This window comes from Martinezella sp. CNPSo 3959, from assembly GCF_057784355.1.
The window spans coordinates 120,643-145,107 of record NZ_JBXSOV010000015.1 but is presented as its reverse complement, the minus strand read 5'-3'; the positions used below and the strand labels follow the sequence as shown (position 1 = coordinate 145,107).

The following is a 24,465-nucleotide window of genomic DNA, read 5'->3' as shown; positions in this document are numbered from 1 at the left end:
AAGTGGCGCTGAAATCCTGGAGATTTTTTCGCGATTGGCGGCGATTTCAGGATTCATTTTACGTCGTCTGCCGGAATCGCCCCGATAAGCGCTCCCAAAGGGCTACTTGCGCCTGTTGCAAGCACCGGATCCGCCTCGCATTGCCAGCCGGACACCCAGGACCTAATAGACATCGAGAGATTGAAGGGAGCGGATATGGTGCTTCTCGATAAAAGGCGGGCACAAGCTGCGTCGAACCGGCAAACTCCAGCTTTCGCCCATAAACATATGTGGAGCCCGCCGGCGTGACATATAGAGTGCCTTCATTGCCGGAGCTGCCGGTCTCGCATGTGCTTGCCGATATTGGCGCCGCACTCGCTAAAGAGCGGCGTGCCGTGCTTTCCGCGCCGCCCGGCGCCGGCAAGACGACGCTGGTGCCGCTTTATCTCTTAGGGCAGGCCTGGCGCGGCGATGGCAGGATCATTCTTCTGGAACCACGGCGGCTGGCGGCAAGGGCCGCGGCCGCCCGCATGGCCTCGCTGCTTGGCGAACAGGTCGGCGATACGGTGGGCTATCGCATGCGGCTCGACAACCGCATCTCTTCCAAGACCCGCATTGAGGTGGTGACGGAGGGTGTCTTCGCGCGGATGATCCTCGACGATCCCGAACTATCAGGCATCTCCACCGTCATCTTCGACGAATTCCACGAGCGCTCGCTGGATGCGGATTTCGGCCTGGCGCTGGCCCTCGACGTGCAATCGGCGCTGCGCGACGATCTGCGCATCCTCGTCATGTCGGCAACGCTGGATGTTGAGCGTGTCGCGATCCTGCTCGATCATCCACCGGTCATCGAGAGCATGGGCCGCAGCTTTCCGATCGATATCCGCCATCTGGATCGGCCGGCAGGGGAACGGATCGAGGATACGGTGACGCGGGCGATCCTCAACGCGCATGCGAGCGAACAGGGTTCCATCCTCGCCTTCCTGCCCGGTCAGGCGGAAATCACCCGCACGGTGGAGCGGCTCGAAGGCCGCTTCGGGTCGGAGACGATGATCGCGCCGCTCTACGGCAATCTCAGCCAAAAGGAGCAGGACGCGGCGATCAGGCCCGCAGTCCAGGGCACCCGCAAGATCGTGCTGGCAACCTCGATCGCCGAAACCTCCATCACCATCGATGGCGTGCGCATCGTCATCGACAGCGGATTGCAGCGCCTGCCTGTTTTCGAGGCTTCGACCGGCATCACGCGGCTCGAAACGGTGCGCGTATCGCGTGCCTCGGCCGATCAGCGCGCCGGCCGTGCCGGGCGAACTGAGCCGGGTATAGCCATCCGCTTGTGGCACCCGGGCCAGACGGCGGCACTTCCGGCCTTTACGCCACCGCAGATTCTTTCCAGCGACCTTTCCGGCCTCGCACTCGATCTCGCTCATTGGGGCGTGCAGGATCCGGCAACGCTTGCCTTCGTCGACCAACCGCCGGCAACGACACTTGCCGAGGCGCGGACCCTGCTGCGGCAGCTGGGTGCGCTCGACGCGGAAAACGGGCTAACGGCGCGCGGCCGGCTTATGCGCGAGCTCGCCCTACCTCCGCGACTGGCGGCCATGGTTATTTCCGCTGGCGAATTCGGCCAGGCGCGCGAGGCGGCGCTGCTTGCTGTGCTGCTGACGGAACAGGGGCTTGGCGGCCAGAGCATCGATCTGGAAGATCGGTTGCGTCGCTTCAAGACGGAAAAGGGCGAGCGGGCCGAGGCGGCGCGCCGGCTGGCCGGGCGACTCGCGCGGGCTGCCGGCAGCAAAGGCAGCGCCGCCACTTCTGCTCCTCCGCTTGCTGGCGCGCTGCTGCTGCATGCCTTTCCCGATCGAATCGCGCTGCAGCGCGGCGGGCGGGGGCGATTCGTCATGGCCAATGGGCGCGGCGCGGAACTGCCGGAGACCGAGCGGCTGGCGGGATCGCTGATGCTCGTCATCGCCGACCTGACGGGACGGGCAGCGCAGGCGCGCATTCTGGCGGCGGCGGAGATTTCCCGCGCCGATGTCGAAGAGCATTTGCCGGGCGAGATCCGCACCGAAGATCAAAGCTTTTTCGATAAAGCGAGCCGACAGGTGCGGGCGCGGCGGGCGACAAGGCTCGGCGCCATCATCTTCGAGGAAACGCCCCTGCCCCGCCCCTCCGGTGAACAGGCGGCGAAAGCGCTGGCCGAAGGTATTCGCGAACTCGGCATTGACGTCCTGCCTTTCTCCAAGGAAGCGATGCAGCTGCGCGACAGGATCAGCTTCTTATACAGGACGATCGGCGAGCCCTGGCCCGACATGAGCGATGAAGCACTGCTTGGCCGACTCGACGAATGGTTCACGCCGTTTCAAAGCGGTGTGCGCGGCCTTTCCGATATCTCGGCCGGCGGGCTCTCCAATGGACTGATGTCGCTGGTGCCGCACGAACTGCAGCGCGATCTCGCCCGAATGGCGCCGACGCATTTCGAGGCGCCCACCGGTCAGCGCCATCCTATACAATATGACGGCGAGGAGCCGCTGCTCACCATCCGCGTGCAGGAGCTGTTCGGGCTGAAGCAGCATCCGGCCATCGGCGGCGGCAGATTGCCGCTGGTGCTGGAATTGACATCTCCGGCACATCGCCCGATCCAGACGACGCGCGACCTGCCGGGCTTCTGGGCCGGATCCTGGAAGGATGTCCGCGCCGACATGCGCGGCCGCTATCCCAGGCATCCATGGCCGGAAGATCCGGCCGAGGCCTTGCCGACGACACGCGCCAAGCCAAGGGGGACCTGACGATGGCACGCTTCTTCCGAGGACTGGAAAAACTCTCCGAGGCCGAAATGAAGGCACAGGAAGGCCACCATACCAGCCGGCGGCTAAGGCTGCAGACACTGGTGCGCCTCCGCTGGCTGGCAGTCGGCGGCCAGACGGTGACGGTGATGATCGTTGCCTTCTGGCTGAAATTTCCGATGCCGCTTCTGCCGTGCTGCGTGCTGATCGCCTGCCTTGCCTGGATCAACTTCTTCCTGACGCTGCGCTATCCGCCGACGCACCGGCTGGAACCCCCGGCCGCTTTCGCGCTGCTCAGTCTCGATCTTCTGCAGCTCTGCGGGCTGCTGCTGATCACCGGCGGGCTTGCCAACCCTTTCTCAGTGCTGGTCTGCGTGCCCGTCATCATCTCCTTCGCCTCGCAACCGATCCGCTACAGCATGCCGCTGATCGGACTTGCGATGATCTGCATTAGCGGCCTCGCCTTCTCGCCCTTCCCGCTCCCCTGGTACGAGGGTGTTGCCGTCAACATCCACAGCGTGATGCAGCTCGGCGTCTGGTGTTCCATCGCCTCCACCATGGCCTTTGCCGCCTTCTATGCCTATCGCGTCTCCATGGAGGCCTCGCAGCTTGCAGATGCGCTCTCTGCAACCGAACTGGTGCTGCAGCGGGAAAAGCATCTGTCTCAGCTCGACGGCCTAGCGGCAGCGGCCGCACACGAACTCGGCACGCCGCTTGCGACGATCAGCGTCGTCGCCAAGGAGATGGAACGGGAGCTCAGAGAAGACGACCGGTTCCGCGAGGATGTGGCGTTGCTGCGCAGCCAAAGCGAGCGTTGCCGCGATATCCTGCGGCGGCTGACGACGCTCTCTTCCGAGGATGAGGCGCATATGCGGCGGCTGACGCTATCCTCGATGATGGAAGAGATCATCGCGCCGCATCGCGAATTCGGAATCAACCTGGAACTCATCGAAAAGAGTCCCCGCTCCGGCGAGCCTGTTCTGTCACGCAATGCCGGCATCATGTACGGCCTCGGCAACCTCATCGAAAATGCGGTCGACTACGCCCGCAAGACTGTGACCGTCACGGTGGAATACACCGCCGAAACTCTGACTATTATCATCGAGGACGACGGCGGCGGGTACTCGCCGGAAATACTGGCGCGGATCGGCGAACCCTATGTCACCTCACGCCAGCGCGACGACACGGCAGGCGGGCTCGGGCTCGGGCTCTTCATCGCCAAGACGTTGCTGGAACGCTCTGGCGCTACACTTTCCTTCGGCAATCGCGACGCGGAGACGCCGGGAGCGCGTGTCCGCGTCGAATGGCCGCGCGTGTTAATCGACAGTAATTCGACAAAATGATTTTCGCGGCTTAAAACTGCCATCGTCAAAATCGGTTGAATATGCAGGCGGATGGTCGCCGGGATAGAAGATAAAATGACGGATAAGGAAAGCGTGGCCCCGCAAGCAGGGGCCAAGGATGCCGAGGCCTATATCGGCCCGGATGCTACATTGCTGATCGTCGATGACGATGGCCCCTTTCTGCGCCGACTGGCGCGGGCAATGGAGACACGCGGCTTTGCAGTCGAGACGGCGGAATCCGTGGCGGAAGGCGTTGCCAAATCCAAGGCGACCCCGCCGAAATATGCCGTGGTCGACCTTCGCCTCGGCGACGGCAACGGGCTCGACGTGATCGAAGCCATCCGCCAGCGGCGTGACGACACACATATTGTGGTGCTGACTGGCTATGGCAACATCGCGACAGCAGTGACCGCAGTCAAGCTCGGCGCGCTCGACTATCTCGCCAAGCCGGCCGATGCAGACGACGTCTATGCCGCGCTGACCCAGCGCCCTGGTGAGAAGGCCGAAGTGCCTGAAAACCCGATGTCGGCGGACCGCGTACGCTGGGAGCATATTCAGCGCGTCTATGAAATGTGTGAGCGCAATGTCTCCGAGACGGCTCGCCGGCTCAACATGCATCGCCGCACCTTGCAGCGCATCCTTGCCAAGCGGGCGCCGAAATAGAGCATACTTTGCCTCGGAGAAGGATGCTGTAAGCGCGAGTTGCAAAAAACGCTCGAAGCTAAAGCTCCTCGCTTCCCTCATCGGCGTCCTGCGCTATCGAAGGGCGGGCACCAACCAGGGTCGAGCCACCGGTCTCGACCCGTCCTTCGGACCCCCGAGGGGAGAAGGCAAAATCTTTACCCGTTGCCCACTCGGCCAGCATTAGGCGCTGGGCTGCGGCGCGGGAGAAGTTGAGCGTTACCGACTTGCGCGTCGCCGGCGGCAGGCGATGCTCCGGCGCCTCGCGGATCATATGGGCGCCATAACCATCCGACAGAAACAGCCCGCAATCTTCCGGGAAGATATCCAGGGGCACGTCCTTGTGCGTCGCGAAGAACATCCGGTCGCAATGCTGCCGGTATTCGGGCCATTTGCGGTCGACGCGGAAATCTTCGATCGAGGTCTTGATCTCGATGATCCAGATCTCGCCCTTTTCCGAAAGGCTGATGAGATCGGCGCGGCGCCCGCTGGCAAGGGGCAGCTCGGGTAGCACGGCGTGACGCATGTCATGCAGTAATAGTTGCACGCCCTTGCGTACAAGCATGGCCCGTTCCGACTGCCGACCATCTATTAACGGATTGTTATTGTAAACGTTCAAAATCGTCATGAATTGTCTCGGGGACAGGCCTGGCGTTGTTGCAAAAAAACCATGTCCTTCTAATTTGCGCGCCGGCACTATTTTTGTAGGGCCAGAGCAGCTTGCAAAGCCAAGTTTAATGGAAAATAAACTTTAGACAAAGATGGTTGATAGCCATCCGTTTCCCGCCACGAAAATTCAAGAGACTTCCATGCGCATCCGTAATGCTATGACCGCACTCGGCCTTGTCGCAATGCTCGCATCGGCTGGCTATGCCACCACCGCCGCAGCAGCGCCGGCCGCTACCGCAAATTCGGCTACCGAGACCATCAAGACGTTCGATGGCGATTATGGTGTGACGACCGACAATGGCTTTCAGCTGCCGGCGATCCCGATCCAGAAGGTGAAGCCGCAGTTCCGCCGTCAGATCGTCGAATACAAGACGGATGAAGCCGAAGGCACGATCATCGTCAACACGCGCGAGCGTCACCTCTACTACATCCTCGGCAATGGCGAAGCGATGCGCTACGGCATCGGCGTCGGCAAGCAGGGCTTCTCCTGGTCCGGCACCGCCTATGTTGCATGGAAGCAGGAATGGCCGAATTGGCACCCGCCGAAGGAAATGGCTGTCCGTCGTCCGGAAATTGCCAAGTATGTCGACGGCGGCATGAACCCGGGCCTTTCCAACCCGCTCGGCGCGCGCGCCATGTATCTCTATAATGAAAAGGGCCAGGACACGCTGTTCCGCCTGCACGGCACGCCGGAATGGGCTTCGATCGGCACCGCCGCCTCCTCCGGCTGCATCCGCCTGATCAATCAGGACGTGATCGATCTCTACAGCCGCGTTCTTCCGGGCCGCAGCACCAAGGTTGTCGTGGTCCAGTAATCACTGGATATTCGGATTGAAAAAGGCCGCCGGATCGATATCCGGCGGCCTTTTTATTTGGGGCGGGTGGCCGTCCCTCCTTCTCCCTTTGGGAAGAAGGTGCCAAGCATTGTTCTTGGCCGCAAAACATCACAAACGAGCTATCAACCCGCCTGCTTTGCCTTCAGTTCGATGCGGCGGCGATGCAGGACCGGTTCGGTATAGCCGTTCGGCTGCTCGCGTCCCTTGAGAACGAGATCGAGGGCGGCCTGGAAGGCGACCGAACTATCGAAATTTCCTGACATGGCGATGTAGTTGGGATCGCCGGCATTCTGCTGATCGACCACCGCCGCCATGCGCTTCATCGTTTCGACAATCTGCGCTTCGCTGATGACCTTATGATGCAGCCAGTTCGCCATATGCTGCGCCGAGATACGCAAGGTGGCGCGGTCTTCCATCAGGCCGACATTGTTGATGTCAGGCACCTTGGAGCAGCCGACGCCCTGATCCACCCAGCGCACGACATAGCCGAGGATACCCTGGCTGTTATTGTCGATCTCGCGCTGGATTTCCTCCGGCGTCCAGTTCGGCCGCGAGGCGACCGGCACGGAGAGGATGTCGGAAAGCTTGGCGCGGGCGCGGCTCTTCAGGCTCTTCTGGACATCGGCGACATTGACGCGGTGGTAGTGGGTGGCGTGCAGCGTCGCTGCCGTCGGGGACGGCACCCAGGCGGTGTTGGCGCCGGCCTTGGGATGAGCGATCTTCTGCTCGAGCATGGCGGCCATCAGGTCCGGCATGGCCCACATGCCTTTGCCGATCTGGGCATGGCCGGAAAGGCCGCATTCGAGGCCGATATCGACGTTCCAGTTCTCGTAGGCGCCGATCCAAGAGGCCTGCTTCATATCGCCCTTGCGGATCATCGGGCCGGCTTCCATCGAACTATGGATCTCGTCGCCGGTGCGATCGAGGAAGCCGGTGTTGATGAAGACGACGCGCTCGCGGGCGGCGCGAATGGCCTCCTTGAGGTTGACCGTCGTGCGGCGCTCCTCGTCCATGATGCCCATCTTCATGGTGTTCCTGGGCATGCCGAGCAGGTCTTCGACGCGCGTAAAGATATCGACAGCGAAGGCGACCTCTTCGGGCCCGTGCATCTTCGGCTTGACGACATACATCGAGCCGGTGCGGGAATTCTTGCGGCGGCCATTCGGGCCGATGTCGTAGAGCGCGATCAGGCCGGTGATGGCGGCATCCATGATGCCTTCAGGCACCTCGTTGCCATCGCGGTCGAGAATGGCCGGATTGGTCATCAGGTGGCCGACATTGCGCACCAGCATGAGGGAACGGCAATGCAGATCGAACGTGCTGCCGTCCGGCGCGGTGTAGGCGACATCGGGGTTCAGCCGGCGCGTGAAGGTCTTGTCACCTTTGACGACTTCCTCTGTCAGATCGCCCTTCATCAGGCCGAGCCAGTTGCGGTAAACTTCGGCCTTGTCCTCGGCATCGACGGCCGCGATCGAATCCTCACAGTCCATGATCGTCGTGATTGCCGATTCCAGGCGGACATCGGAAATGCCGGCCGGATCGGACTTGCCAATGGCCGTGCTCGTGTCGATGACGATTTCGATATGGATGCCGTTCTGCTTCAGCAGGATATGGGTGGGGGTAGCGGCATCGCCGAGATAGCCGGCGAAATGACTGCTATCGGCCAGCTTTACAGCGCCGCCGTTGGTCGTAACCGCCAAAGCGCCATCCTTGACCGCAAGGCCGGTGACGTCCTTCCAGCTTGCACCGGCGAGCGGCACGGTGGAATCCAGAAAATCACGAACCCAGGCGATGACCTTCTCGCCGCGCTTGGGATTATATCCCCTACCCTTTTCGGCGCCATCGGTCTCGGGAATGGCATCGGTGCCGTAGAGGGCGTCGTAAAGCGATCCCCAGCGGGCATTGGCCGCGTTCAGGGCATAGCGGGCATTCATGACGGGAACGACGAGCTGCGAGCCGGCGATCTCTGAGATTTCCGGGTCGACATTGGCGGTCGAGATCGTGAAGGCCGGGCCTTCGGGCACGATATAGCCGATCTCGCGCAGGAAGGCTTCATAGGTGGCGAGATCGACGGGGGCGCCGTTCTTGCGATACCAGTCGTCGAGCGCTGCCTGCATCCGGTCACGCTTGGCAAGGAGCTCACGGTTTCTCGGTGCGAGATCGTGGACGATCTTGGAAAAGCCGGCGAAGAAGGCCTCCGCATCCACGCCCGAACCCGATAGCGCCTCCTTGACGAGGAAATCGTAGAGGACCTGTTCGATCTGAAGTCCGTGTTTTTCAATGCGGCTCATGCCATATACTCCTCAAGGCCGTTCCACGGCTCAATTTTTACATGTTGCCACTTTGCTGACGGTTTCACTTCTGTCAATTTGGCAATAGTTCGAAAGATTTATGCCACTCGGGAAATAATCAGTCCGCAGCGATTCGGGGACGGCCCGTAGCGGTCGCCACGAACCGGGCCTCGATCAGCTTGCGACTGCCTTCCACCTCGGGCGCATCCACCTGCTCGTCCACCGCAACCACCAGATCCACGGCACCATTCAGCCTTGCCTGCGCCATTGCCGCCTCGATGGCGCGCGAGCGGGCATCGGCGAAGCTGCGATCCTCATCGGTGAAGCGCAGGCTTTCGCCGGCGCCGTTCAGCACATAGATGCCATCCTCCGGCATGGTGACGAAAACGGTGACGCTGGTGCGGACCTGACCGACGACGGCACCGACGGCATTCGCCACATCCGAATCGCTGGGAATGGCGTTTTCGGTCGCCAGCATCTCGGCAATGGCGGGATAATAGACCGGAGCGGAAGCACCGAGGCCGACGAGCGGCCGATCGAGCGAAATGGCAAAGCGGGCAATCCCCGGCGCGCGGCGAAGGGCGCGATCGATGGAAATGGATTTCGCGGGAGCGAGATCGGCCACGCCATCTTCGGCAAGGCAGGCGGCGAGAATGACATCCGCCGACTGGCGGGTGAGGCGATCAACGATCTTCTGCGCCAATTCCTCGACAGATTCGGCGATGAGACGTCCCGAACCATCCTTCAGCCGCATCGCTAGCGCAAGCCCAAGGCGGGCAGCCTCTGCATTCCACTGGTTTTGCCGGCCGAGCACGTGCATGGCATCGGAAGGCGTCAGGCCGCTCAGATGCACGAGGCCGCGCGCGACAAGCCGATCCAGCGTCGCCTTCTGCGACGTCATCGTCAGAAGCTTGTCGAGCGCAACGGGCACGCTGCCGATGCGATCGAACAACGCCTCCTCCGGGCTGCTGAGGCCGCTTGCCAGATGATCCGGCACGCCGGTGCGCAGCGCAAAGCGGCCGGCATTGCGGGCGAGATGCGTCGCCCGCAGCTGCTGCTCCAGGACATTCAAGACTGCATCGCCATGCATGTGAGCGGCGAGGCTCAGCGGCAACAGGCGGCGCGGGCCGAGTTCGAAGGCGGCGACGAGGCCACGGTCGTTGATCTTCACTTCGGAATCGCCGCCAAGGCCATAAGTGCGCATGGCAACGGCCTCGACCATAGTGCGATAGCCTCCGACCACGGCACCATCGGCATCGAGACGCGGCCTGCCATCCTCCATGACGGCGACGTCGGTGGTGGTGCCGCCGATATCGGAAACGACGGCATTGTCGAGGCCGGTGAGATAGCGCGCGCCGACGAGGCTTGCCGCCGGACCCGAGAGGATCGTCTCGATCGGGCGGAGCTTGGCTTCATCGGCCGAAATCAAGGCGCCATCGCCGCGCACCACCATCATCGGGGCGGAAATGCCGCGTGTCGCTAAAAAACCTTCGCAGGCGCCGACGAGACGATCGATCATCGAGACGAGTCGGGCATTGAGCAGCGTCGTCAGGGCGCGGCGCGGCCCGCCCAATTTGGAAGAGAGTTCATGGCTGCAGGTGACCGGCAGATGCGAGATTTCGCGGATGCAATCGCGCACCCTGATTTCATGAGCCGGGTTCCGTACGGCGAAATAGCCGGCGACGGCAAAGGACGACACCGACTTCGCCAATTCGGGTAACGCATCGCGCAGCGCCGTCATATCGAGCGGGTTTTCATTGCCGTGAACATTATGGCCGCCAGGAAGATAGAGCACGGGATCGGAGCCCAACGCTTCCGCAAGGCCGTCACGCTTGAGATCCTCAGGGCCGAAACCGATCATGACCAGCCCGGCTCGGCCGCCCTGCCCTTCGACAAGCGCGTTGGTGGCAAGCGTCGTCGACAGCGATACGAGGCCGATCGCCGAAACGGGAATATCGGCCTTGGCAATGACCGCATCGACGGCGCCGGCAATGCCGACGGCCAGATCATGCCGCGTGGTCAGCGATTTCGCCTTGGCGATCACGCCATCGGTTTCATGGAAGAGAACGGCATCGGTGTAGGTTCCACCCGTGTCGATGCCGAGCAGGAAATGAGACGTCACGACAATATCCAGCCTTGAATGCACTGTGATGCCGTTATTGCACCCTTCCGGGCCGGGCCGCTAGCTGGCAAACGGCAAAAACAGTCCTACCGCCTCGTAACCCGCATCGGCAGACCGCCACGCGGCTGAGTGGTCAGCTTCTGCACCGGCCAGGGATCGGTCTCATCAGTCAGGTCGAAGCGGAAGCGGCGCATCATGACGGCAAGGGCGATGACCGCTTCCTGAAGCGCGAAAGTGGCGCCGATGCAGACGCGGGGACCGGCGCCGAAAGGCAGATATTGGAAGCGGTTGATCTTGCCGCGGTTCTCCGGAAGGAAGCGCTCCGGTATGAAGGCGCGCGGCTTTTCCCAGTAGAGTTCGTGGCGATGCAGCGTCCAGGGCATGATCAAGACGGTGATGCCCTTCTCCATCGTCACACGCTCGCCCTTGGCGCTCGTCCATTCGTCATCAGCGATGGCGGCACGATTGATCGACGGTGCCGGCGGATAAAGGCGCATCGCCTCCTCGAAGGCGGCTCGGACGTTCGGCATCAGGTCGAGCCAGGCGACCGGCTCGGCATCGGTTGCCAGCACGCGGTCAATTTCCTCTTCCATGGCATCGCGAATATGCGGGCTGTTGGCGACGCAATAGAGCGCCCACGCAAGGGCACGGGCTGTTGTCTCGTGGCCTGCGCCGATGAAAGTGAGGATATTGTCCTCGATCTCCTCCATGGTCAGTCCATCTGGACCGGCCTTTTCGAGCAGCAGCGTCAGGAAATCATCCGGCGCGCTGGCGCGATCCCGGCGCATCTTGTCCAGCCGCTGATCCATGGTGCTGCGGACGATGCCGCGGAACTTGTCGAGCACGCGCTGGCCGCCGATGCGGGTGATGCGTGGCACCCAGGCAGGAGCGCGCAAAAGATCCATCGGATCGACCCGGCCCATGCGATGCAGGAGCTCATTGACTTCATCGGCGAAATGCTCGCCCTCGGTGACGATCTCGCCGGAAAACAGGGTCTCCGCCAAGATGGCGAAAGTCAATTCGGTCATGTCGGCGGCAATATCGAATACGGCGCCTTCGTTGCCGATGTCCTCGTATTTCTGCAGATATTCCAGGCTTTGGCTGAGCATCTGGCCGGCAAAGCCCTGGGCGTGACGCGGTGTAAAAACCGGTGCCACAGCCTTGCGCGAGCGCTTCCAGACCGGCCCTTCCGCCGTCAGCAAGCCGTCGCGCAGGATGGGCCGGAGCACGAGCTGCCGAATATCGGACATGCGGTAATTGGCTGCGTTGTCGACCAGCACATGTTTGATGAGGCCTGGATCGTTGACGATGAGCGTCCGCTCGTTGAAGAATTTGGTCTTGATCCAGGGCAGCGTATAGGAGGGCTCGCCCCAGAGCTCGAGCGGATTGCGCAGGATCGTGCGGATGATTGTCAAGCGCGACGGCGGCACAGTACGCGGAATCGGTGCCGGCGGAGAGAAGGCTTCCGGAATCATGTCCATCAGTTCAATTCTCCTCGAAAACCGACCGCTGCTGGATCTATGCCGCTGAAGCGGCGCGCCCATCCGATATGGGGAACGCCGCTTACGAAATCTAGACGATAAAACGTCGCGCTGCTCGCCTATAAAAGCGACTTCAGGTCGCTCAGCTTATCATTGATGAGCCAGCCGTAGTAATTTTCTTCCGGCCAGACCGGCTGCGAAGAGCCGCGGTTCTTGGCCGCGAGGGCGGCGGCGCGCTTGCGGGAGTTGCCGAGGTTGTAGAGTGTCGCGGTGATGCCGGGGTTGCCTGATATATCCATGCCGGCGATCGAGCGGTAGTCGTCGATCGACTTGCGGATCGAGGCCGCGACGAAGGCAAGCGACAGGTCCGGGTCCATGATCGCCTTGTAGACGCCGCCCGCATCCTTCTCGCTGAGCTTCGGGATGCCCGAGGTGCGGCTGACGAGATCCGATAGCTCAAGGGCCGTCAGCGGATTGACCTGGCCCAGGCCGAAAGTCTGACCAGCATAGAAGGGCTGGAAGAAGACCGCGCTGAAGCGGTTGTCGGGATAGGATGTGCCGCCGACCGTCTTGCCGCGGAAATCATCTTCCCAGACATCCTCTCGGCAGGTCCAGAGGCTGTAGGAATCACCCTTGCCCTTGCAGGCATCGAATTGCGGCCGCGCAACGAAATCGTCGACGTTCTCGCCATTATAGGCGAAGCGGAAGCTCTGGCCGGCATAGGAAGCGGCTTTGACATAATAGGACTGCAGACCGTCATAGGCATCGACATTATAGGTATGCTCGCCGACGAGCGCGCCGATGATGTGGATCGGATCGATGCCGTAGGCCCGCGCTGTCGACTTGATCTTTGCCATCAGCTTCGTATCGGTCGCCAGCAATTCGCGGACTTTCTGATACTTGCGCTCAAAGCTCGAATTCGTGCCGCGGGTCCGCCGGACCGAAGCGCCGGGAACCGGCGGCTGCTCGGCATTGCGGTTGCCCGAGGGCACCGCGGTCGCCGCATCCGCATAGGCTGGTATCCAGGAAAGGCTGACAACTGCCAGAAGAAGAGTGATCAGTATCCGTCGCAAGATGGCTGTCCTGTCGAAGTTTAAACCGATGTTTCCGTGCGGCTGCCTGACGGATAATCTTGGCCGAATAAAGCCACGCGACACAAAGAAACGGGTCTCTAGCGCGGATGATTTTAGGTCTGTCGACCTAAAATCTGAATCCGCTCTAGCATCAAAAAAGTAGAGCGTGATGTTGTCCGAAAACCGCATACACTTTTCGGCATCACGCTCTAACTAAAAAGTTAACGGCCCGCTGTCGAGTGTTTACTGTCTTAAATCGCCTTTGCCGGCCCGCTTACAGAATGAAGCGGGACAGGTCGGTGTTGCTGGCGAGGTCGCCGACATGCTCGCGGACATAGGCGGCATCGATGGTTATCGATACTCCAGCACGATCCGAGGCATTATAGGAGATCTCGTCGAGCACCCGCTCCATGACCGTCTGCAGGCGACGTGCGCCGATATTCTCGACGGTGGAGTTCAGATGTACGGCGACATCGGCGAGAGCGTCGATCGCGTCATCCGTGAAGTCGAGCTTCAGGTCTTCCGTTTCCATCAGCGCCTTGTACTGGCGGATGAGGCTTGCCTGCGGCTCCGTCAGGATGCGGCGGAAGTCTTCCTTGGTCAGCGGCCGGAGTTCGACGCGGATCGGCAGGCGACCCTGCAGTTCCGGCAGAAGATCCGAAGGCTTGGACACGTGGAACGCACCGGACGCGATGAAGAGGATGTGGTCTGTCTTGACCGGACCATACTTGGTCGACACCGTCGTGCCTTCGACCAGCGGCAGCAGATCGCGCTGCACGCCTTCGCGGGAGACGCCAGCACCCATGCCGCCGTCGCGGGCGGCGATCTTATCGATCTCGTCGAGGAAGACGATGCCGTCATTTTCGGCCGATTGCACGGCTTCGCGCTGGATCGCCTCGTTGTCGATCAGCTTGTCGGACTCGTCGCGGATCAGCTCCTTGTAGGAATCCTTGACCGTCGTGCGCACCTTCTTCGTGCGGCCGCCCATGGCCTTGCCGAACATTTCGGAGAGATTGAGCACGCCGATATTGGCGCCGGGCATGCCGGGGATTTCGAAGCCGCCGGGCATGCCGGAGCCGGTATCGGCCACTTCGATATCGATTTCCTTGTCGTCAAGCTGGCCGTCCCGCAGCTTCTTGCGGAAGCTGTCGCGCGTCGCCGGCGAGGCGGTGGCACCAACCAGCGCATCGAGCACGCGCTCTTCGGCGCTCATATGCGCCTTGGCCTGCACCTCGGCGCGCTTCTTTTCGCGCACTAGACCGATGCCGACTTCGACGAGATCGCGGACGATCTGCTCGACATCGCGGCCGACATAGCCGACTTCGGTAAACTTGGTGGCCTCGACCTTGATGAAGGGGGCGCCGGCGAGCTTCGCGAGGCGGCGAGAGATTTCCGTCTTACCGACACCGGTCGGGCCGATCATCAGGATATTCTTGGGCATGACTTCGTCGCGCAGCTCAGGTTCGAGCTGCTGGCGGCGCCAGCGATTGCGCAGTGCAATCGCCACGGCGCGCTTGGCCTCATGCTGGCCGACAATATAGCGATCGAGCTCGGAAACGATCTCGCGGGGGGAAAAAGTGGTCATTTCGTATGTTCCCTGTCAGGGCTGGAAACTATCAAGAGAGGAACTTAGGCTTCGGCATCGAGCGTTTCGACGACCACATTGTGGTTGGTATAGACGCAGATGTCGGCAGCGATATCGAGAGCGCGGCGGGCGACGTCTTCAGCCGACTTGTCGCTGTCCATCAGCGCACGTGCGGCAGCGAGGGCGAAATTGCCGCCGGAGCCGATTGCCATGGCGCCATGTTCAGGCTCGAGCACATCGCCGTTGCCGGTGATCGCGAGCGTTATTTGTTTGTCGGCAACCAGCATCATGGCTTCGAGGTTGCGCAGATATTTGTCCGTCCGCCAGTCCTTGGCGAGCTCGACGGCGGCGCGCATCAGCTGGCCGGGATATTGTTCGAGCTTCTTTTCGAGGCGCTCGAGAAGAGTGAAGGCATCGGCAGTCGCGCCGGCGAAACCGGCGATGACATCGCCCTTGCCGATGCGGCGAACCTTGCGGGCATTGCCCTTCATTACGGTCTGGCCAAGGCTCACCTGGCCATCACCAGCCATCACGACCTTGCCGTTCTTGCGAATAGTCACGATTGTCGTCATTCAACACCTGTTTGCCCCCATTTCGGCGGGCTTTCTGCCGGGCCGCGTATCGGCCCCGTCAGCACCTATGTAAGAGGGGTTTTGGCGATTGCAAATGGCAACCGCGGCCGAATGATGGCGGCAAGCCGGCTAAACGCGTGGGGCCCACGCGTAACTTCTGGATATTTCCCGATACGCCTGATAAGGAACGGCCGTATTCCGATGGAGCAGCCCATGGCAGAGACCGCAGCGAGCCGCACGGCAAGCGTTTCCCGCAAGACCAACGAGACCTCGGTTTCCGTTTCCGTCAATATCGACGGCAGCGGCAAATCGACGATTTCGACGGGGGTTGGCTTTTTCGATCATATGCTGGAACAGCTGTCGCGACATTCGCTGATCGACATGGAGATCGACACCAAGGGCGACCTGCATGTCGATGATCACCACGCCGTCGAGGATACCGGCATCGCGATCGGCCAGGCGATCGCCAAGGCGCTGGGCGACCGGCGCGGCATCACGCGCTATGCCTCGATCGACCTCGCCATGGACGAGACGATGACGAAGGCGGCCGTCGACCTCTCGGGCCGGCCCTTTCTCGTCTGGAACGTGTCGTTCAGCGCGCCGAAGATCGGCACCTTCGATACCGAGCTGGTGCGCGAATTCTTTCAGGCGCTGGCGCAGAATGCCGGCATCACCTTGCATATCCTCAACCATTATGGCGCCAACAATCACCATATAGCCGAGACATGCTTCAAGGCAGTTGCGCGCGCATTGCGCACCGCAACCGAGATCGATCCGCGGCAGGCAGGCCGTGTGCCCTCGACGAAAGGCACGCTCGCCTGAGCCCCATCATGGGGAAAGTGAAGAGATGGCAAGCTATCTGATTTTGACTCCACCCGGAGCACCGAGCCGATCCGAAATATCGGATCGGTATCGCGACGAAACGCGATTCATCCGCGACGGTTTTTCGTGGACGGCGTTCCTGTTTCCGACGCTCTGGATGCTCTTCCATAGGCTTTGGCTGCATGCGGTCGCCGCTTTTCTGCTGCAGGGCATTGCGCTGGAACTGATGCGTCAGCCGGGCTTTTTCGCCGCCGGAGCCGCGCTTCTGCTTGGTGTCCATGCCCTTGCGGCTCTTGAGGGCCGGAACGCGATCAGCGATCGTCTCATCAGCCGCGGCTGGAAGGTTGAAAACCTCGTCTCGGCACACGATCTGGCGACTGCGGAGGAAATCCACTTTTCCGAGTTCGAGCAGAAGCCAAACCCGGATATCCACCCTAAAAATTGGGATATCTCGGCCACCAACACGAATACCAGCCGCCCAGGCCCGAGCTTCGGCCTTCCCGGCTATGACGGAGGACGCTGATCATGCGCGTCGCGATTATCGACTATGGTTCCGGCAATCTGCGCTCGGCCACCAAGGCTTTCGAACGGGCCGCCCGCGAGGCAGGCATCGACGCAGAGATCGACCTGACCGATGACGCCGAGCGCGTCGCCACGGCCGACCGCATCGTGCTTCCCGGCGTCGGCGCCTATGCCGATTGCCGTCGGGGCCTCGATGCCGTGCCCGGCATGGCGGAAGCGATCATCGACGTCGTGGAACACAAGGCCCGCCCCTTCCTTGGCATCTGCGTCGGCATGCAGCTGATGTCGTCGCGCGGGCTGGAAAAGACGATCACGAAAGGCTTCGGCTGGATCAAGGGTGACGTCAAGGAAATGACGCCGAGCGATCCCAACCTGAAAATCCCGCAGATCGGCTGGAACACGCTGGATATCCGCCACCCGCACGCGCTCTTCGATGGGATCGAGACCGGGCCTGACGGCCTGCACGCCTATTTCGTCCATTCCTACCATCTGGCCGCCGACCACGGAGACGATGTGATCGCGACGACGAATTATGGCGGGCCGATGACCGCTTTCGTCGGCCGGGACAACATCGCCGGCGCACAGTTCCATCCGGAAAAGAGCCAGAAACTCGGCCTTGCCCTGATCGCCAATTTCCTGCGCTGGAAGCCGTAAGGCTCGCGCTCCAAGGACAGACATCATGATTCTTTTTCCTGCTATCGACCTAAAAGACGGCCAATGCGTGCGCCTCAAGCTCGGCGACATGGAGCAGGCAACCGTCTACAACCCCGATCCCGGTGCCCAGGCGAAAGCCTTTGAAGACCAGGGCTTCGAATGGCTACATGTCGTCGATCTCAACGGCGCCTTCGCCGGCGAGACCGTCAACGGCGCCGCCGTCGATGCCATTCTCAAGGCGACGAAGAACCCGGTGCAGCTCGGCGGCGGTATCCGCACGCTCGAGCACATCGAAAACTGGCTGTCGCGCGGGCTCGCCCGCGTTATCCTCGGCACCGTGGCGGTGCGCGATCCGGCGCTTGTCGTCGAAGCCTGCCGGCGTTATCCGGGCCATATTGCTGTCGGCATCGATGCCAAGGGTGGCAAGGTGGCGGTTGAGGGCTGGGCCGAGGCCTCCGAACTCGGCGTCATCGAACTCGCCAAGAAATTCGAAGGTGTCGGCGTTGCAGCGATCATCTATACCGATATCGATCGCGACGGCATTCTCACGGGAATCAACTGGGATTCGACCTTGGAACTGGCCAATGCCGTTTCCATCCCCGTCATCGCCTCCGGCGGCCTTGCCTCGCTTGATGATATCCGCCGCATGATCCAGCCGGATGCCCGTAAACTGGAAGGTGCGATTTCCGGCCGCGCGCTTTATGATGGCCGGATCGATCCGAAAGAGGCACTGGCCCTGATCAAGCAGGCCAAGGAGGCAGCGCAATGACCCTGAAAGCCCGCGTCATCCCCTGCCTCGACGTCAAGGACGGCCGCGTCGTCAAGGGCGTCAACTTCGTCAACCTTATCGATGCCGGCGATCCGGTCGAGGCTGCCAAGGCCTATGACGCGGCCGGTGCCGACGAACTCTGCTTTCTCGACATCACGGCTTCCTCCGACAATCGCGACACCATTTTCGATGTTGTCGCCCGCACCGCCGAACAATGCTTCATGCCTGTCACGGTCGGCGGCGGCGTGCGCACGATCGCCGATATCCGCAAGCTTCTGCTTTGCGGCGCCGACAAGGTTTCGATCAATTCGGCGGCGGTCAACAATCCCGATTTCGTGGCTGAAGCGGCCGATAAGTTCGGCAACCAGTGCATCGTGGTATCCATCGATGCCAAGCGGCGCCGGACCGAGGCGCTCGGTGGCGACAATCTGAGCGCTTGGGAAATCTACACCCACGGCGGCCGCAATGCGACCGGCATCGATGCCGTCGATTTTGCCCGCAAGATGGTCGAACGCGGTGCCGGCGAACTGCTCGTCACCTCCATGGACCGCGACGGCACGAAAGTCGGCTACGATCTGGAGCTGACGCGGGCGATTGCCGATGCGGTGCGCGTGCCCGTCATCGCCTCCGGCGGCGTCGGCGATCTCGACGACCTCGTCGCCGGCGTTAAGGAAGGCCATGCGACGGCGGTGCTTGCCGCTTCGATCTTCCACTTCGGCACCTATTCGGTGGGCGAGGCAAAGCGCTACATGGCCGAGCGCGGCATTCCGATGCGGCTGGATTAGGAGACAGCGGACCAATGAGCGGATTTACCCTTTCCGACCTCGAACGAATCATCGAGGAACGCTCCAAGGCTTCGCCGGACGAATCCTGGACAGCGAAGCTTGTTGCCGCCGGCCAGCCGAAGGCGGCGAAGAAACTCGGCGAGGAGGCGATCGAGGCCGTGATGGCAGCGGTCATCAACGATCGCGACAATCTTACCTATGAGGCGGCCGATCTGCTATATCATCTTCTGGTCGTATTGAAGATTGCCGGCATTCCGTTAGAGAATGTCATGGGTGAGCTCGAAAGGCGCACCGCCCAATCCGGCCTTCAGGAAAAGGCCAGCCGGTAAGAACGCGATGACAATAGCGACCAAGAGCCAGCCAGCGCCCGAAACGCTCGATATTTTCCAGGCGAAAGCCTATTCGCCCTATTATTTCTTCTCCTCGGAAGAATGGGCGAAATTTCGCGCCGACACGCCACTGACGCTGACATCAGACGAAGTGAAGCGGCTGCGATCCATGGGCGATCCGATCGATCTCGACGAAGTCAGGCGCATCTATCTGTCGCTGTCGCGGCTTTTGTCCTCGCATGTGGAATCCTCGCAGATCCTCTTCGAGCAGCGCAATCGCTTCCTCAGCCTCTCCGATATCGCCAAGACGCCCTTCGTCATCGGCATCGCCGGTTCGGTCGCGGTCGGCAAGTCCACCACGGCGCGTATCCTGAAGGAATTGCTGGGCCGCTGGCCGTCGAGCCCGAAGGTCGATCTGGTCACTACGGACGGCTTTCTCTATCCGAACGCCGAATTGCAGCGCCGCAACCTGATGCAGCGCAAGGGTTTTCCGGAAAGCTACGATACCGCAGCGCTGCTGCGTTTCCTCTCGGCAATCAAGGCCGGCCAGCCGAATGTGCAGGCGCCGTCCTATTCGCACCTCGTCTATGACGTGCTGCCGAATGAATTCAAGACGGTCGACCGCCCGGATATCCTGATCTTCGAGGGCATCAACGTGCTGCAATCGCGGCATCTGCCAGCCGATGGCAAGATCGTGCCGATGGTCTCGGATTTCTTCGACTTCTCGATCTATATCGATGCCGACGAGGAGCTGATCCACAACTGGTATGTCGCCCGCTTCATGCGGCTGCGCGAAACCGCCTTCCGCGATCCCAACTCTTTCTTCCACCGCTACGCCTCGATCAGTGAGGAAGAGGCGCTGGCGATCGCCGAGGGGCTCTGGAAGAACATCAACCTGAAGAACCTGCGCCAGAACATTCTGCCGACGCGTCCGCGCGCCGATCTCATCCTGCAGAAGGGCAAGAATCACCTGATCGAGCAAGTGGCGCTCAGAAAGCTCTGAGGCTTAGGGCTGAACACACCTGAGGGTCAGGTTGATCCGTCCGCCGTTCTTCAGCAATGTCGACGTTGCCGGATAGATACGATCGACGCCGTGGAAACAGAGTCTCCCCTCGCCGCCGAGAACGACGATATCGCCGCTCGCGAGCTTGAAGGATAGCGTGCGATCGTTGCGGCTGAGACCGCCAACCCGAAAGAGGCAGGCGTTTCCCAGCGAGACCGACAGGACGGGCGCCTTGAGATCCTGCTCGTCGCGATCCTGATGCAGGCCCATGCGGGCATCGTCGCCATAGAAATTGACAAGGCAGGCTTCGGGCGGCTTTTCATAGCCTGCTATATCGCGCCAGAGATCGAGCAGTTGCGGCGGCATGGCCGGCCATGTGCGACCTGTGACCGGATGAATCGGCTGATAACGATAGCCGTGCTGCTTGTCCGTCACCCAGCCGAGCGAACCGCAATTGGTCATCCGGACCGACATTTCCTTGCCGGTACCCGGCATGACCGGTGTGTAGAGCGGCGCCTCTGCCACAACGGCGCGGATCGCCTCGACGAGCGCTTCCTGGGCAGGGCGGTCGAGATATCCGGGGAGATGGCGAATTCCGTTGGGGAGCAGCATTTTGGTTTCCTGCGATGATGCCGGTCGGGTGAGCGTGTCGTTCTAGCGCTTTGGTGCACGGCCCCTCACCCCAACCTTCTCCCCGCAAGCGGGGCGAGGGGGTTTATCCTGCCTCAAGCCAGCCGCCGCGACTGAGAGTCTTACTGTTTCGCTGTGTCGTCCCTTCTCCCCGCATGCGGGGAGAAGGCTAGGATGAGGGGCCAGGCAGACAGCGTCCACAAAACTGAACCCGCCCGACAAGCTTCAATTTTACCCAGCCAAGCCAAAACTGCAGCCCGAAAACCCAATCTAGTCGCCGCCGACCTTGCCGCGCATCTTCTTGACCTCGGAGCGCCCGGATTTCTCCTTCAGCCGGCGCTCGATCGATCCCTTTGTCGGCTTGGTCTTTCGGCGGGGCGGCGGCGGCGGGGCGGCTGCTTCGAGGATCAGTTCCTTCAGCCGCTCGCGGGCGTCCTCGCGATTGCGGTCCTGGCTGCGGAAGCGGCTGGCCTCGATCATCAGAACGCCTTCCTTGGACACACGACGGCCGGCAAGCCTGATCGCATTCGCCTTGACGCGGTCGGTCAGCGAGGGGGAATTCTGGACGTTGAAGAAAAGCTGGACTGCGGTCGCGACCTTGTTGACGTTTTGACCGCCAGGACCGCCCGCCAGAACGAATTGTTCCGTCAGCTCCCAGCCGGCAATCGTGATCCGGTCGTTAATGTAAAGCGCTTCGCTGGCCATGATTTTCTCCGCGCCTGTCTATCCCACATTGATGCGCGGTTGAAAACTACTGCCGGATAAAATGAAACCCGGCGAACTGGCCGCCGGGTTTCACGTGAGTCATTCCCGCTCTGGATGATTATTCCGCAGCAACCGGCATCCCCGGTGCTGCATCACGGACGTTGCCGTCCACATGATCCTCGAACTTGGCGAAGTTGGTGACGAACATCTGTACCAGCTTCTCGGCCTGCGCATCATAGGCATTGCCATCGGCCCAGGTGGAGCGCGGGTCGAGGATCGCTGTATCGACACCTTCCACCGCGACCGGGACCGCGAAGCCGAAATTCGCATCCGTGCGGAATTCGACATTGTCGAGATCGCCCTTCAGGGCAGCGGCCAGCAGGGCGCGCGTCGCCTTGATCGGCATGCGGCTTCCCTTGCCGTAGGCGCCGCCAGTCCAGCCGGTGTTGACCAGCCAGCAACGAGCGCCGTGGCGGGCGATCAGCTCCTTGAGGAGGTTGCCGTATTCGGCCGGATGGCGCGGCATGAAAGGCGCGCCGAAGCAGGTCGAGAAGGTTGCTTCCGGCTCGACGACGCCCTTTTCCGTGCCGGCGACCTTGGCGGTGTAGCCGGACAGGAAGTGGTACATCGCCTGATCCGGTGTCAGCTTGGCGATCGGCGGCATGACGCCGAAAGCGTCCGCCGTCAGCATGATGATCGTCTCGGGATGACCCGTGATACCGGATTCCGAAGCATTCGGGATGAAATGCAGCGGGTAGGCGCTGCGGGTGTTTTCCGTCAGCGACCCATCGTCGAGATCCGGGCGGCCATGCTCATCGAGCACGACGTTTTCGAGCACGGTGCCGAAACGGCGCGTCGTTGCATAGATTTCCGGCTCGGCTTCTGCCGAAAGACGGATGGTCTTGGCGTAGCAGCCGCCTTCGAAGTTGAAGATGCCGTTTTCGCCCCAGCCATGCTCGTCATCACCGATCAGCGTGCGGGTCGGGTCTGCCGAGAGCGTCGTCTTGCCCGTGCCCGACAGGCCGAAGAAGATCGCGGCATCGCCTTCCGGGCCGACATTGGCCGAGCAGTGCATCGGCATGACGCCGCGCTCCGGCAGCATGTAGTTCAGCGCCGTGAATACCGATTTCTTCATTTCGCCGGCATAGGAGGTGCCGCCGATCAGGACGATCCCGTTGACGAAATCGCAGGCGATGACCGTTTCGGTGCGGCAGCCATGGCGCTCCGGATCGGCGCGGAAGCTTGGCAGGTCGATGATCGTCAGCTGCGGTACGAAGCTTTCGAGCTCAGAGCGATCGGGGCGGATCAGCAGATTACGGATGAACAGCGAATGCCATGCGAATTCGGTGATGACGCGCGTCGGCAAGGCGTATTCAGCATCGGCACCGCCAATCAGATCCTGCACGAACAGGTCCTTGCCGCGGGCATGGGCCAGCATGTCCTCATGCAGGAGCTCGAAATGCTCCGGCGACATCGGCTTGTTGTTGTCCCACCAGATCTGGTCTTCTGTGGTGGCATTGCGCACCACGAACTTGTCCTTCGGCGAACGGCCGGTGTGCTGGCCGGTTAAGGCCCTGAGCGCGCCATCGGCGGTCAGATCGGCCTCGCGACGGCGAATCGCCTCTTCGTAAAGATGGGCTTCCATGAGGTTGTAACGCACACTGGCGGCGGCTCCCAGGCCGATCGATCCCAGTTCAGTCGCGGGATTGCGGACGCCGAATTGCTCCATCACTTTTTCCTCTACAAGGGGCTTGGCCGTTAGAATTATCTAAAGCGTAAAGAGGTCTTTTTAAAAGCACAAGAGCCATACGCGAAAAATATTTAATGATATCAGTTATTTAATCGATTTAAATAAATTTCCATAATTTTAAATCGTTTGAATAGCAGGCGTCGGGGCGTTACGTCATACAACCCCTGCGCAAGGGTTTTTCTCCGCAACAATCCTCCCCTTTATCTTTGCCACAATTTGTTCCACCTTTATCCCCATAAGCGCGCCAGGTTACCGCCGACCGAACTGGCAGACCGCCTGGGCTGGATTCCAAATCCGGGAGACGCGCACTGATGACGGAGACGAACACCATGTTGACAATCGCGCTCGTTGACGACGACCGCAATATCCTGACTTCCGTTTCGATTGCCTTGGAAGCAGAGGGATATAAGGTAGAGACCTACACGGACGGAGCCTCGGCGCTGGACGGCCTGCTTGCCCGGCCGCCGCAACTGGCGATCTTCGATATCAAGATGCCCCGCATGGACGGCATGGAGCTTCTGCGCCGCCTGCGCCAGAAATCCGATATACCAGTGATTTTCCTGACTTCGAAGGACGAGGAAATCGACGAACTCTTCGGCCTGAAGATGGGCGCCGACGATTTCATCACCAAGCCGTTCTCGCAGCGCCTGCTGGTCGAACGCGTCAAGGCCGTTCTCCGCCGTGCGTCCGCTCGCGAAGCCGCAAATGCTGCCGGCGGCGCAGCCGTTGCCAAGCCGGGTGCTGCACAGCAGGCCCGCTCACTGGAACGCGGACAGCTTGTCATGGACCAGGAACGCCATACCTGCACCTGGAAGGGCGAGCCGGTGACGCTCACCGTCACCGAATTCCTCATCCTGCATTCGCTTGCCCAGCGCCCCGGCGTAGTCAAGAGCCGCGATGCGCTGATGGATGCGGCCTATGACGAGCAGGTCTATGTGGACGACCGCACGATCGACAGCCACATCAAGCGGCTGCGCAAGAAATTCAAGATGGTCGACCTCGATTTTGATATGATCGAGACGCTGTATGGCGTCGGCTACCGTTTCCGCGAAGCTGCATAATAGTTAGCTAGACCATACGGATA

22 protein-coding genes are annotated in these 24,465 nt (G+C 61.3%); 12 read left to right on the top strand and 10 right to left on the bottom strand.

What is annotated here, in order from left to right; all coding sequences use genetic code 11:
• Positions 1-296: 296 nt before the first annotated feature.
• From hrpB to AC13RE_RS24735, 3 genes are all read left to right on the top strand, one after another.
• A complete protein-coding gene (gene hrpB, locus AC13RE_RS24745) occupies positions 297-2,762 on the top strand; it encodes an ATP-dependent helicase HrpB (protein ID WP_488564883.1) in 2,466 nt (821 codons plus the stop codon).
• A 47-nt stretch (positions 2,763-2,809) separates the two neighbouring features.
• Entirely contained in the window at positions 2,810-4,102 is a 1,293-nt protein-coding gene (locus tag AC13RE_RS24740) for an ActS/PrrB/RegB family redox-sensitive histidine kinase (protein ID WP_488564882.1), read from the top strand.
• Positions 4,103-4,177: 75 nt separating this feature from the next.
• Positions 4,178-4,765 carry an ActR/PrrA/RegA family redox response regulator transcription factor gene (locus tag AC13RE_RS24735; protein WP_132719574.1) on the top strand — a complete coding sequence of 196 codons (588 nt, stop codon included), beginning with the start codon at positions 4,178-4,180 and terminating at the stop codon, positions 4,763-4,765.
• A 58-nt stretch (positions 4,766-4,823) separates the two neighbouring features.
• Here the strand turns inward: AC13RE_RS24735 and AC13RE_RS24730 are convergent, their stop codons facing one another.
• Entirely contained in the window at positions 4,824-5,411 is a 588-nt protein-coding gene (locus tag AC13RE_RS24730; RefSeq protein WP_488485793.1) for an MmcB family DNA repair protein, read from the bottom strand.
• 181 nt (positions 5,412-5,592) lie between these two features.
• Between AC13RE_RS24730 and AC13RE_RS24725 the strand changes: the two genes are divergently transcribed.
• Positions 5,593-6,267 (top strand): L,D-transpeptidase, encoded by a 675-nt coding sequence (locus tag AC13RE_RS24725; protein WP_112414816.1) that lies wholly within the window; start codon positions 5,593-5,595, stop codon positions 6,265-6,267.
• 143 nt (positions 6,268-6,410) lie between these two features.
• Here the strand turns inward: AC13RE_RS24725 and AC13RE_RS24720 are convergent, their stop codons facing one another.
• The 6 genes from AC13RE_RS24720 to hslV form a co-directional block, all read right to left on the bottom strand.
• Positions 6,411-8,579: a malate synthase G gene (locus tag AC13RE_RS24720; protein ID WP_488564875.1), complete on the bottom strand. Its 2,169-nt coding sequence runs from the start codon at positions 8,577-8,579 to the stop codon at positions 6,411-6,413.
• Between the two features lie 118 nt (positions 8,580-8,697).
• Entirely contained in the window at positions 8,698-10,701 is a 2,004-nt protein-coding gene (locus AC13RE_RS24715; RefSeq protein ID WP_488564874.1) for a hydantoinase/oxoprolinase N-terminal domain-containing protein, read from the bottom strand.
• Positions 10,702-10,787: 86 nt separating this feature from the next.
• Positions 10,788-12,182 carry a cytochrome P450 gene (locus tag AC13RE_RS24710; RefSeq protein WP_488564873.1) on the bottom strand — a complete coding sequence of 465 codons (1,395 nt, stop codon included), beginning with the start codon at positions 12,180-12,182 and terminating at the stop codon, positions 10,788-10,790.
• 119 nt (positions 12,183-12,301) lie between these two features.
• The gene (locus AC13RE_RS24705) at positions 12,302-13,255 is read right to left on the bottom strand and encodes a DUF1402 family protein (protein WP_488564872.1); all 954 of its coding nucleotides are present in this window, start codon (positions 13,253-13,255) and stop codon (positions 12,302-12,304) included.
• Between the two features lie 274 nt (positions 13,256-13,529).
• Positions 13,530-14,840: an ATP-dependent protease ATPase subunit HslU gene (hslU, locus tag AC13RE_RS24700; RefSeq protein WP_488485798.1), complete on the bottom strand. Its 1,311-nt coding sequence runs from the start codon at positions 14,838-14,840 to the stop codon at positions 13,530-13,532.
• A gap of 44 nt (positions 14,841-14,884) precedes the next feature.
• Positions 14,885-15,412 carry an ATP-dependent protease subunit HslV gene (hslV, locus tag AC13RE_RS24695; RefSeq protein WP_488564871.1) on the bottom strand — a complete coding sequence of 176 codons (528 nt, stop codon included), beginning with the start codon at positions 15,410-15,412 and terminating at the stop codon, positions 14,885-14,887.
• A 213-nt stretch (positions 15,413-15,625) separates the two neighbouring features.
• Between hslV and hisB the strand changes: the two genes are divergently transcribed.
• Genes hisB through coaA form a run of 7 tightly spaced genes read left to right on the top strand, consistent with a single transcriptional unit; the run spans position 15,626 to position 20,296 of the window.
• Complete coding sequence (hisB, locus tag AC13RE_RS24690) at positions 15,626-16,234, top strand: imidazoleglycerol-phosphate dehydratase HisB (RefSeq protein ID WP_015338215.1); 609 nt, start codon at positions 15,626-15,628, stop codon at positions 16,232-16,234.
• Between the two features lie 25 nt (positions 16,235-16,259).
• Complete coding sequence (locus tag AC13RE_RS24685) at positions 16,260-16,757, top strand: DUF2628 domain-containing protein (RefSeq protein WP_488564870.1); 498 nt, start codon at positions 16,260-16,262, stop codon at positions 16,755-16,757.
• A gap of 2 nt (positions 16,758-16,759) precedes the next feature.
• The gene (gene hisH, locus AC13RE_RS24680; RefSeq protein ID WP_488564869.1) at positions 16,760-17,410 is read left to right on the top strand and encodes an imidazole glycerol phosphate synthase subunit HisH; all 651 of its coding nucleotides are present in this window, start codon (positions 16,760-16,762) and stop codon (positions 17,408-17,410) included.
• A 25-nt stretch (positions 17,411-17,435) separates the two neighbouring features.
• Entirely contained in the window at positions 17,436-18,179 is a 744-nt protein-coding gene (gene hisA, locus AC13RE_RS24675) for a 1-(5-phosphoribosyl)-5-[(5-phosphoribosylamino)methylideneamino]imidazole-4-carboxamide isomerase (protein ID WP_132719589.1), read from the top strand.
• A complete protein-coding gene (gene hisF / locus AC13RE_RS24670; protein WP_112414767.1) occupies positions 18,176-18,964 on the top strand; it encodes an imidazole glycerol phosphate synthase subunit HisF in 789 nt (262 codons plus the stop codon). Before hisA ends, hisF begins: the two co-directional genes overlap by 4 nt.
• Before the next feature lie 14 nt (positions 18,965-18,978).
• Positions 18,979-19,293, top strand: coding sequence for a phosphoribosyl-ATP diphosphatase (locus tag AC13RE_RS24665; protein WP_488485801.1), 315 nt, complete (start codon positions 18,979-18,981; stop codon positions 19,291-19,293).
• Positions 19,294-19,300: 7 nt separating this feature from the next.
• Entirely contained in the window at positions 19,301-20,296 is a 996-nt protein-coding gene (gene coaA / locus AC13RE_RS24660) for a type I pantothenate kinase (RefSeq protein WP_015338209.1), read from the top strand.
• 3 nt (positions 20,297-20,299) lie between these two features.
• On the opposite strand, the gene AC13RE_RS24655 is transcribed toward coaA, so the two are convergent.
• The 3 genes from AC13RE_RS24655 to AC13RE_RS24645 form a co-directional block, all read right to left on the bottom strand.
• Positions 20,300-20,908 (bottom strand): alpha-ketoglutarate-dependent dioxygenase AlkB family protein, encoded by a 609-nt coding sequence (locus AC13RE_RS24655; RefSeq protein ID WP_488564868.1) that lies wholly within the window; start codon positions 20,906-20,908, stop codon positions 20,300-20,302.
• A gap of 288 nt (positions 20,909-21,196) precedes the next feature.
• On the bottom strand, positions 21,197-21,631 hold the full coding sequence (gene arfB, locus AC13RE_RS24650) for an alternative ribosome rescue aminoacyl-tRNA hydrolase ArfB (RefSeq protein WP_132719593.1): 435 nt from the start codon (positions 21,629-21,631) through the stop codon (positions 21,197-21,199).
• Positions 21,632-21,749: 118 nt separating this feature from the next.
• Entirely contained in the window at positions 21,750-23,360 is a 1,611-nt protein-coding gene (locus AC13RE_RS24645) for a phosphoenolpyruvate carboxykinase (RefSeq protein WP_488564867.1), read from the bottom strand.
• Between the two features lie 350 nt (positions 23,361-23,710).
• Between AC13RE_RS24645 and AC13RE_RS24640 the strand changes: the two genes are divergently transcribed.
• Positions 23,711-24,442, top strand: a complete 732-nt coding sequence (locus AC13RE_RS24640; protein WP_207899651.1) for a response regulator transcription factor — start codon at positions 23,711-23,713, stop codon at positions 24,440-24,442.
• Positions 24,443-24,465: the final 23 nt, after the last annotated feature.

Coding starts and splice junctions, on each gene's coding strand:
- AC13RE_RS24645 (WP_488564867.1), bottom strand. CDS start 23,360: ATGGAGCAATTCGGCGTCCGCAATCCCGCGACTGAACTGGGATCGATC.
- hisH (WP_488564869.1), top strand. CDS start 16,760: ATGCGCGTCGCGATTATCGACTATGGTTCCGGCAATCTGCGCTCGGCC.
- coaA (WP_015338209.1), top strand. CDS start 19,301: ATGACAATAGCGACCAAGAGCCAGCCAGCGCCCGAAACGCTCGATATT.
- AC13RE_RS24710 (WP_488564873.1), bottom strand. CDS start 12,182: ATGGACATGATTCCGGAAGCCTTCTCTCCGCCGGCACCGATTCCGCGT.
- hslV (WP_488564871.1), bottom strand. CDS start 15,412: ATGACGACAATCGTGACTATTCGCAAGAACGGCAAGGTCGTGATGGCT.
- hslU (WP_488485798.1), bottom strand. CDS start 14,840: ATGACCACTTTTTCCCCCCGCGAGATCGTTTCCGAGCTCGATCGCTAT.
- AC13RE_RS24725 (WP_112414816.1), top strand. CDS start 5,593: ATGCGCATCCGTAATGCTATGACCGCACTCGGCCTTGTCGCAATGCTC.
- hisA (WP_132719589.1), top strand. CDS start 17,436: ATGATTCTTTTTCCTGCTATCGACCTAAAAGACGGCCAATGCGTGCGC.
- AC13RE_RS24740 (WP_488564882.1), top strand. CDS start 2,810: ATGAAGGCACAGGAAGGCCACCATACCAGCCGGCGGCTAAGGCTGCAG.
- AC13RE_RS24730 (WP_488485793.1), bottom strand. CDS start 5,411: ATGACGATTTTGAACGTTTACAATAACAATCCGTTAATAGATGGTCGG.
- AC13RE_RS24720 (WP_488564875.1), bottom strand. CDS start 8,579: ATGAGCCGCATTGAAAAACACGGACTTCAGATCGAACAGGTCCTCTAC.
- arfB (WP_132719593.1), bottom strand. CDS start 21,631: ATGGCCAGCGAAGCGCTTTACATTAACGACCGGATCACGATTGCCGGC.
- AC13RE_RS24655 (WP_488564868.1), bottom strand. CDS start 20,908: ATGCTGCTCCCCAACGGAATTCGCCATCTCCCCGGATATCTCGACCGC.
- AC13RE_RS24735 (WP_132719574.1), top strand. CDS start 4,178: ATGACGGATAAGGAAAGCGTGGCCCCGCAAGCAGGGGCCAAGGATGCC.
- AC13RE_RS24640 (WP_207899651.1), top strand. CDS start 23,711: ATGTTGACAATCGCGCTCGTTGACGACGACCGCAATATCCTGACTTCC.
- hisB (WP_015338215.1), top strand. CDS start 15,626: ATGGCAGAGACCGCAGCGAGCCGCACGGCAAGCGTTTCCCGCAAGACC.
- hisF (WP_112414767.1), top strand. CDS start 18,176: ATGACCCTGAAAGCCCGCGTCATCCCCTGCCTCGACGTCAAGGACGGC.
- AC13RE_RS24685 (WP_488564870.1), top strand. CDS start 16,260: ATGGCAAGCTATCTGATTTTGACTCCACCCGGAGCACCGAGCCGATCC.
- AC13RE_RS24665 (WP_488485801.1), top strand. CDS start 18,979: ATGAGCGGATTTACCCTTTCCGACCTCGAACGAATCATCGAGGAACGC.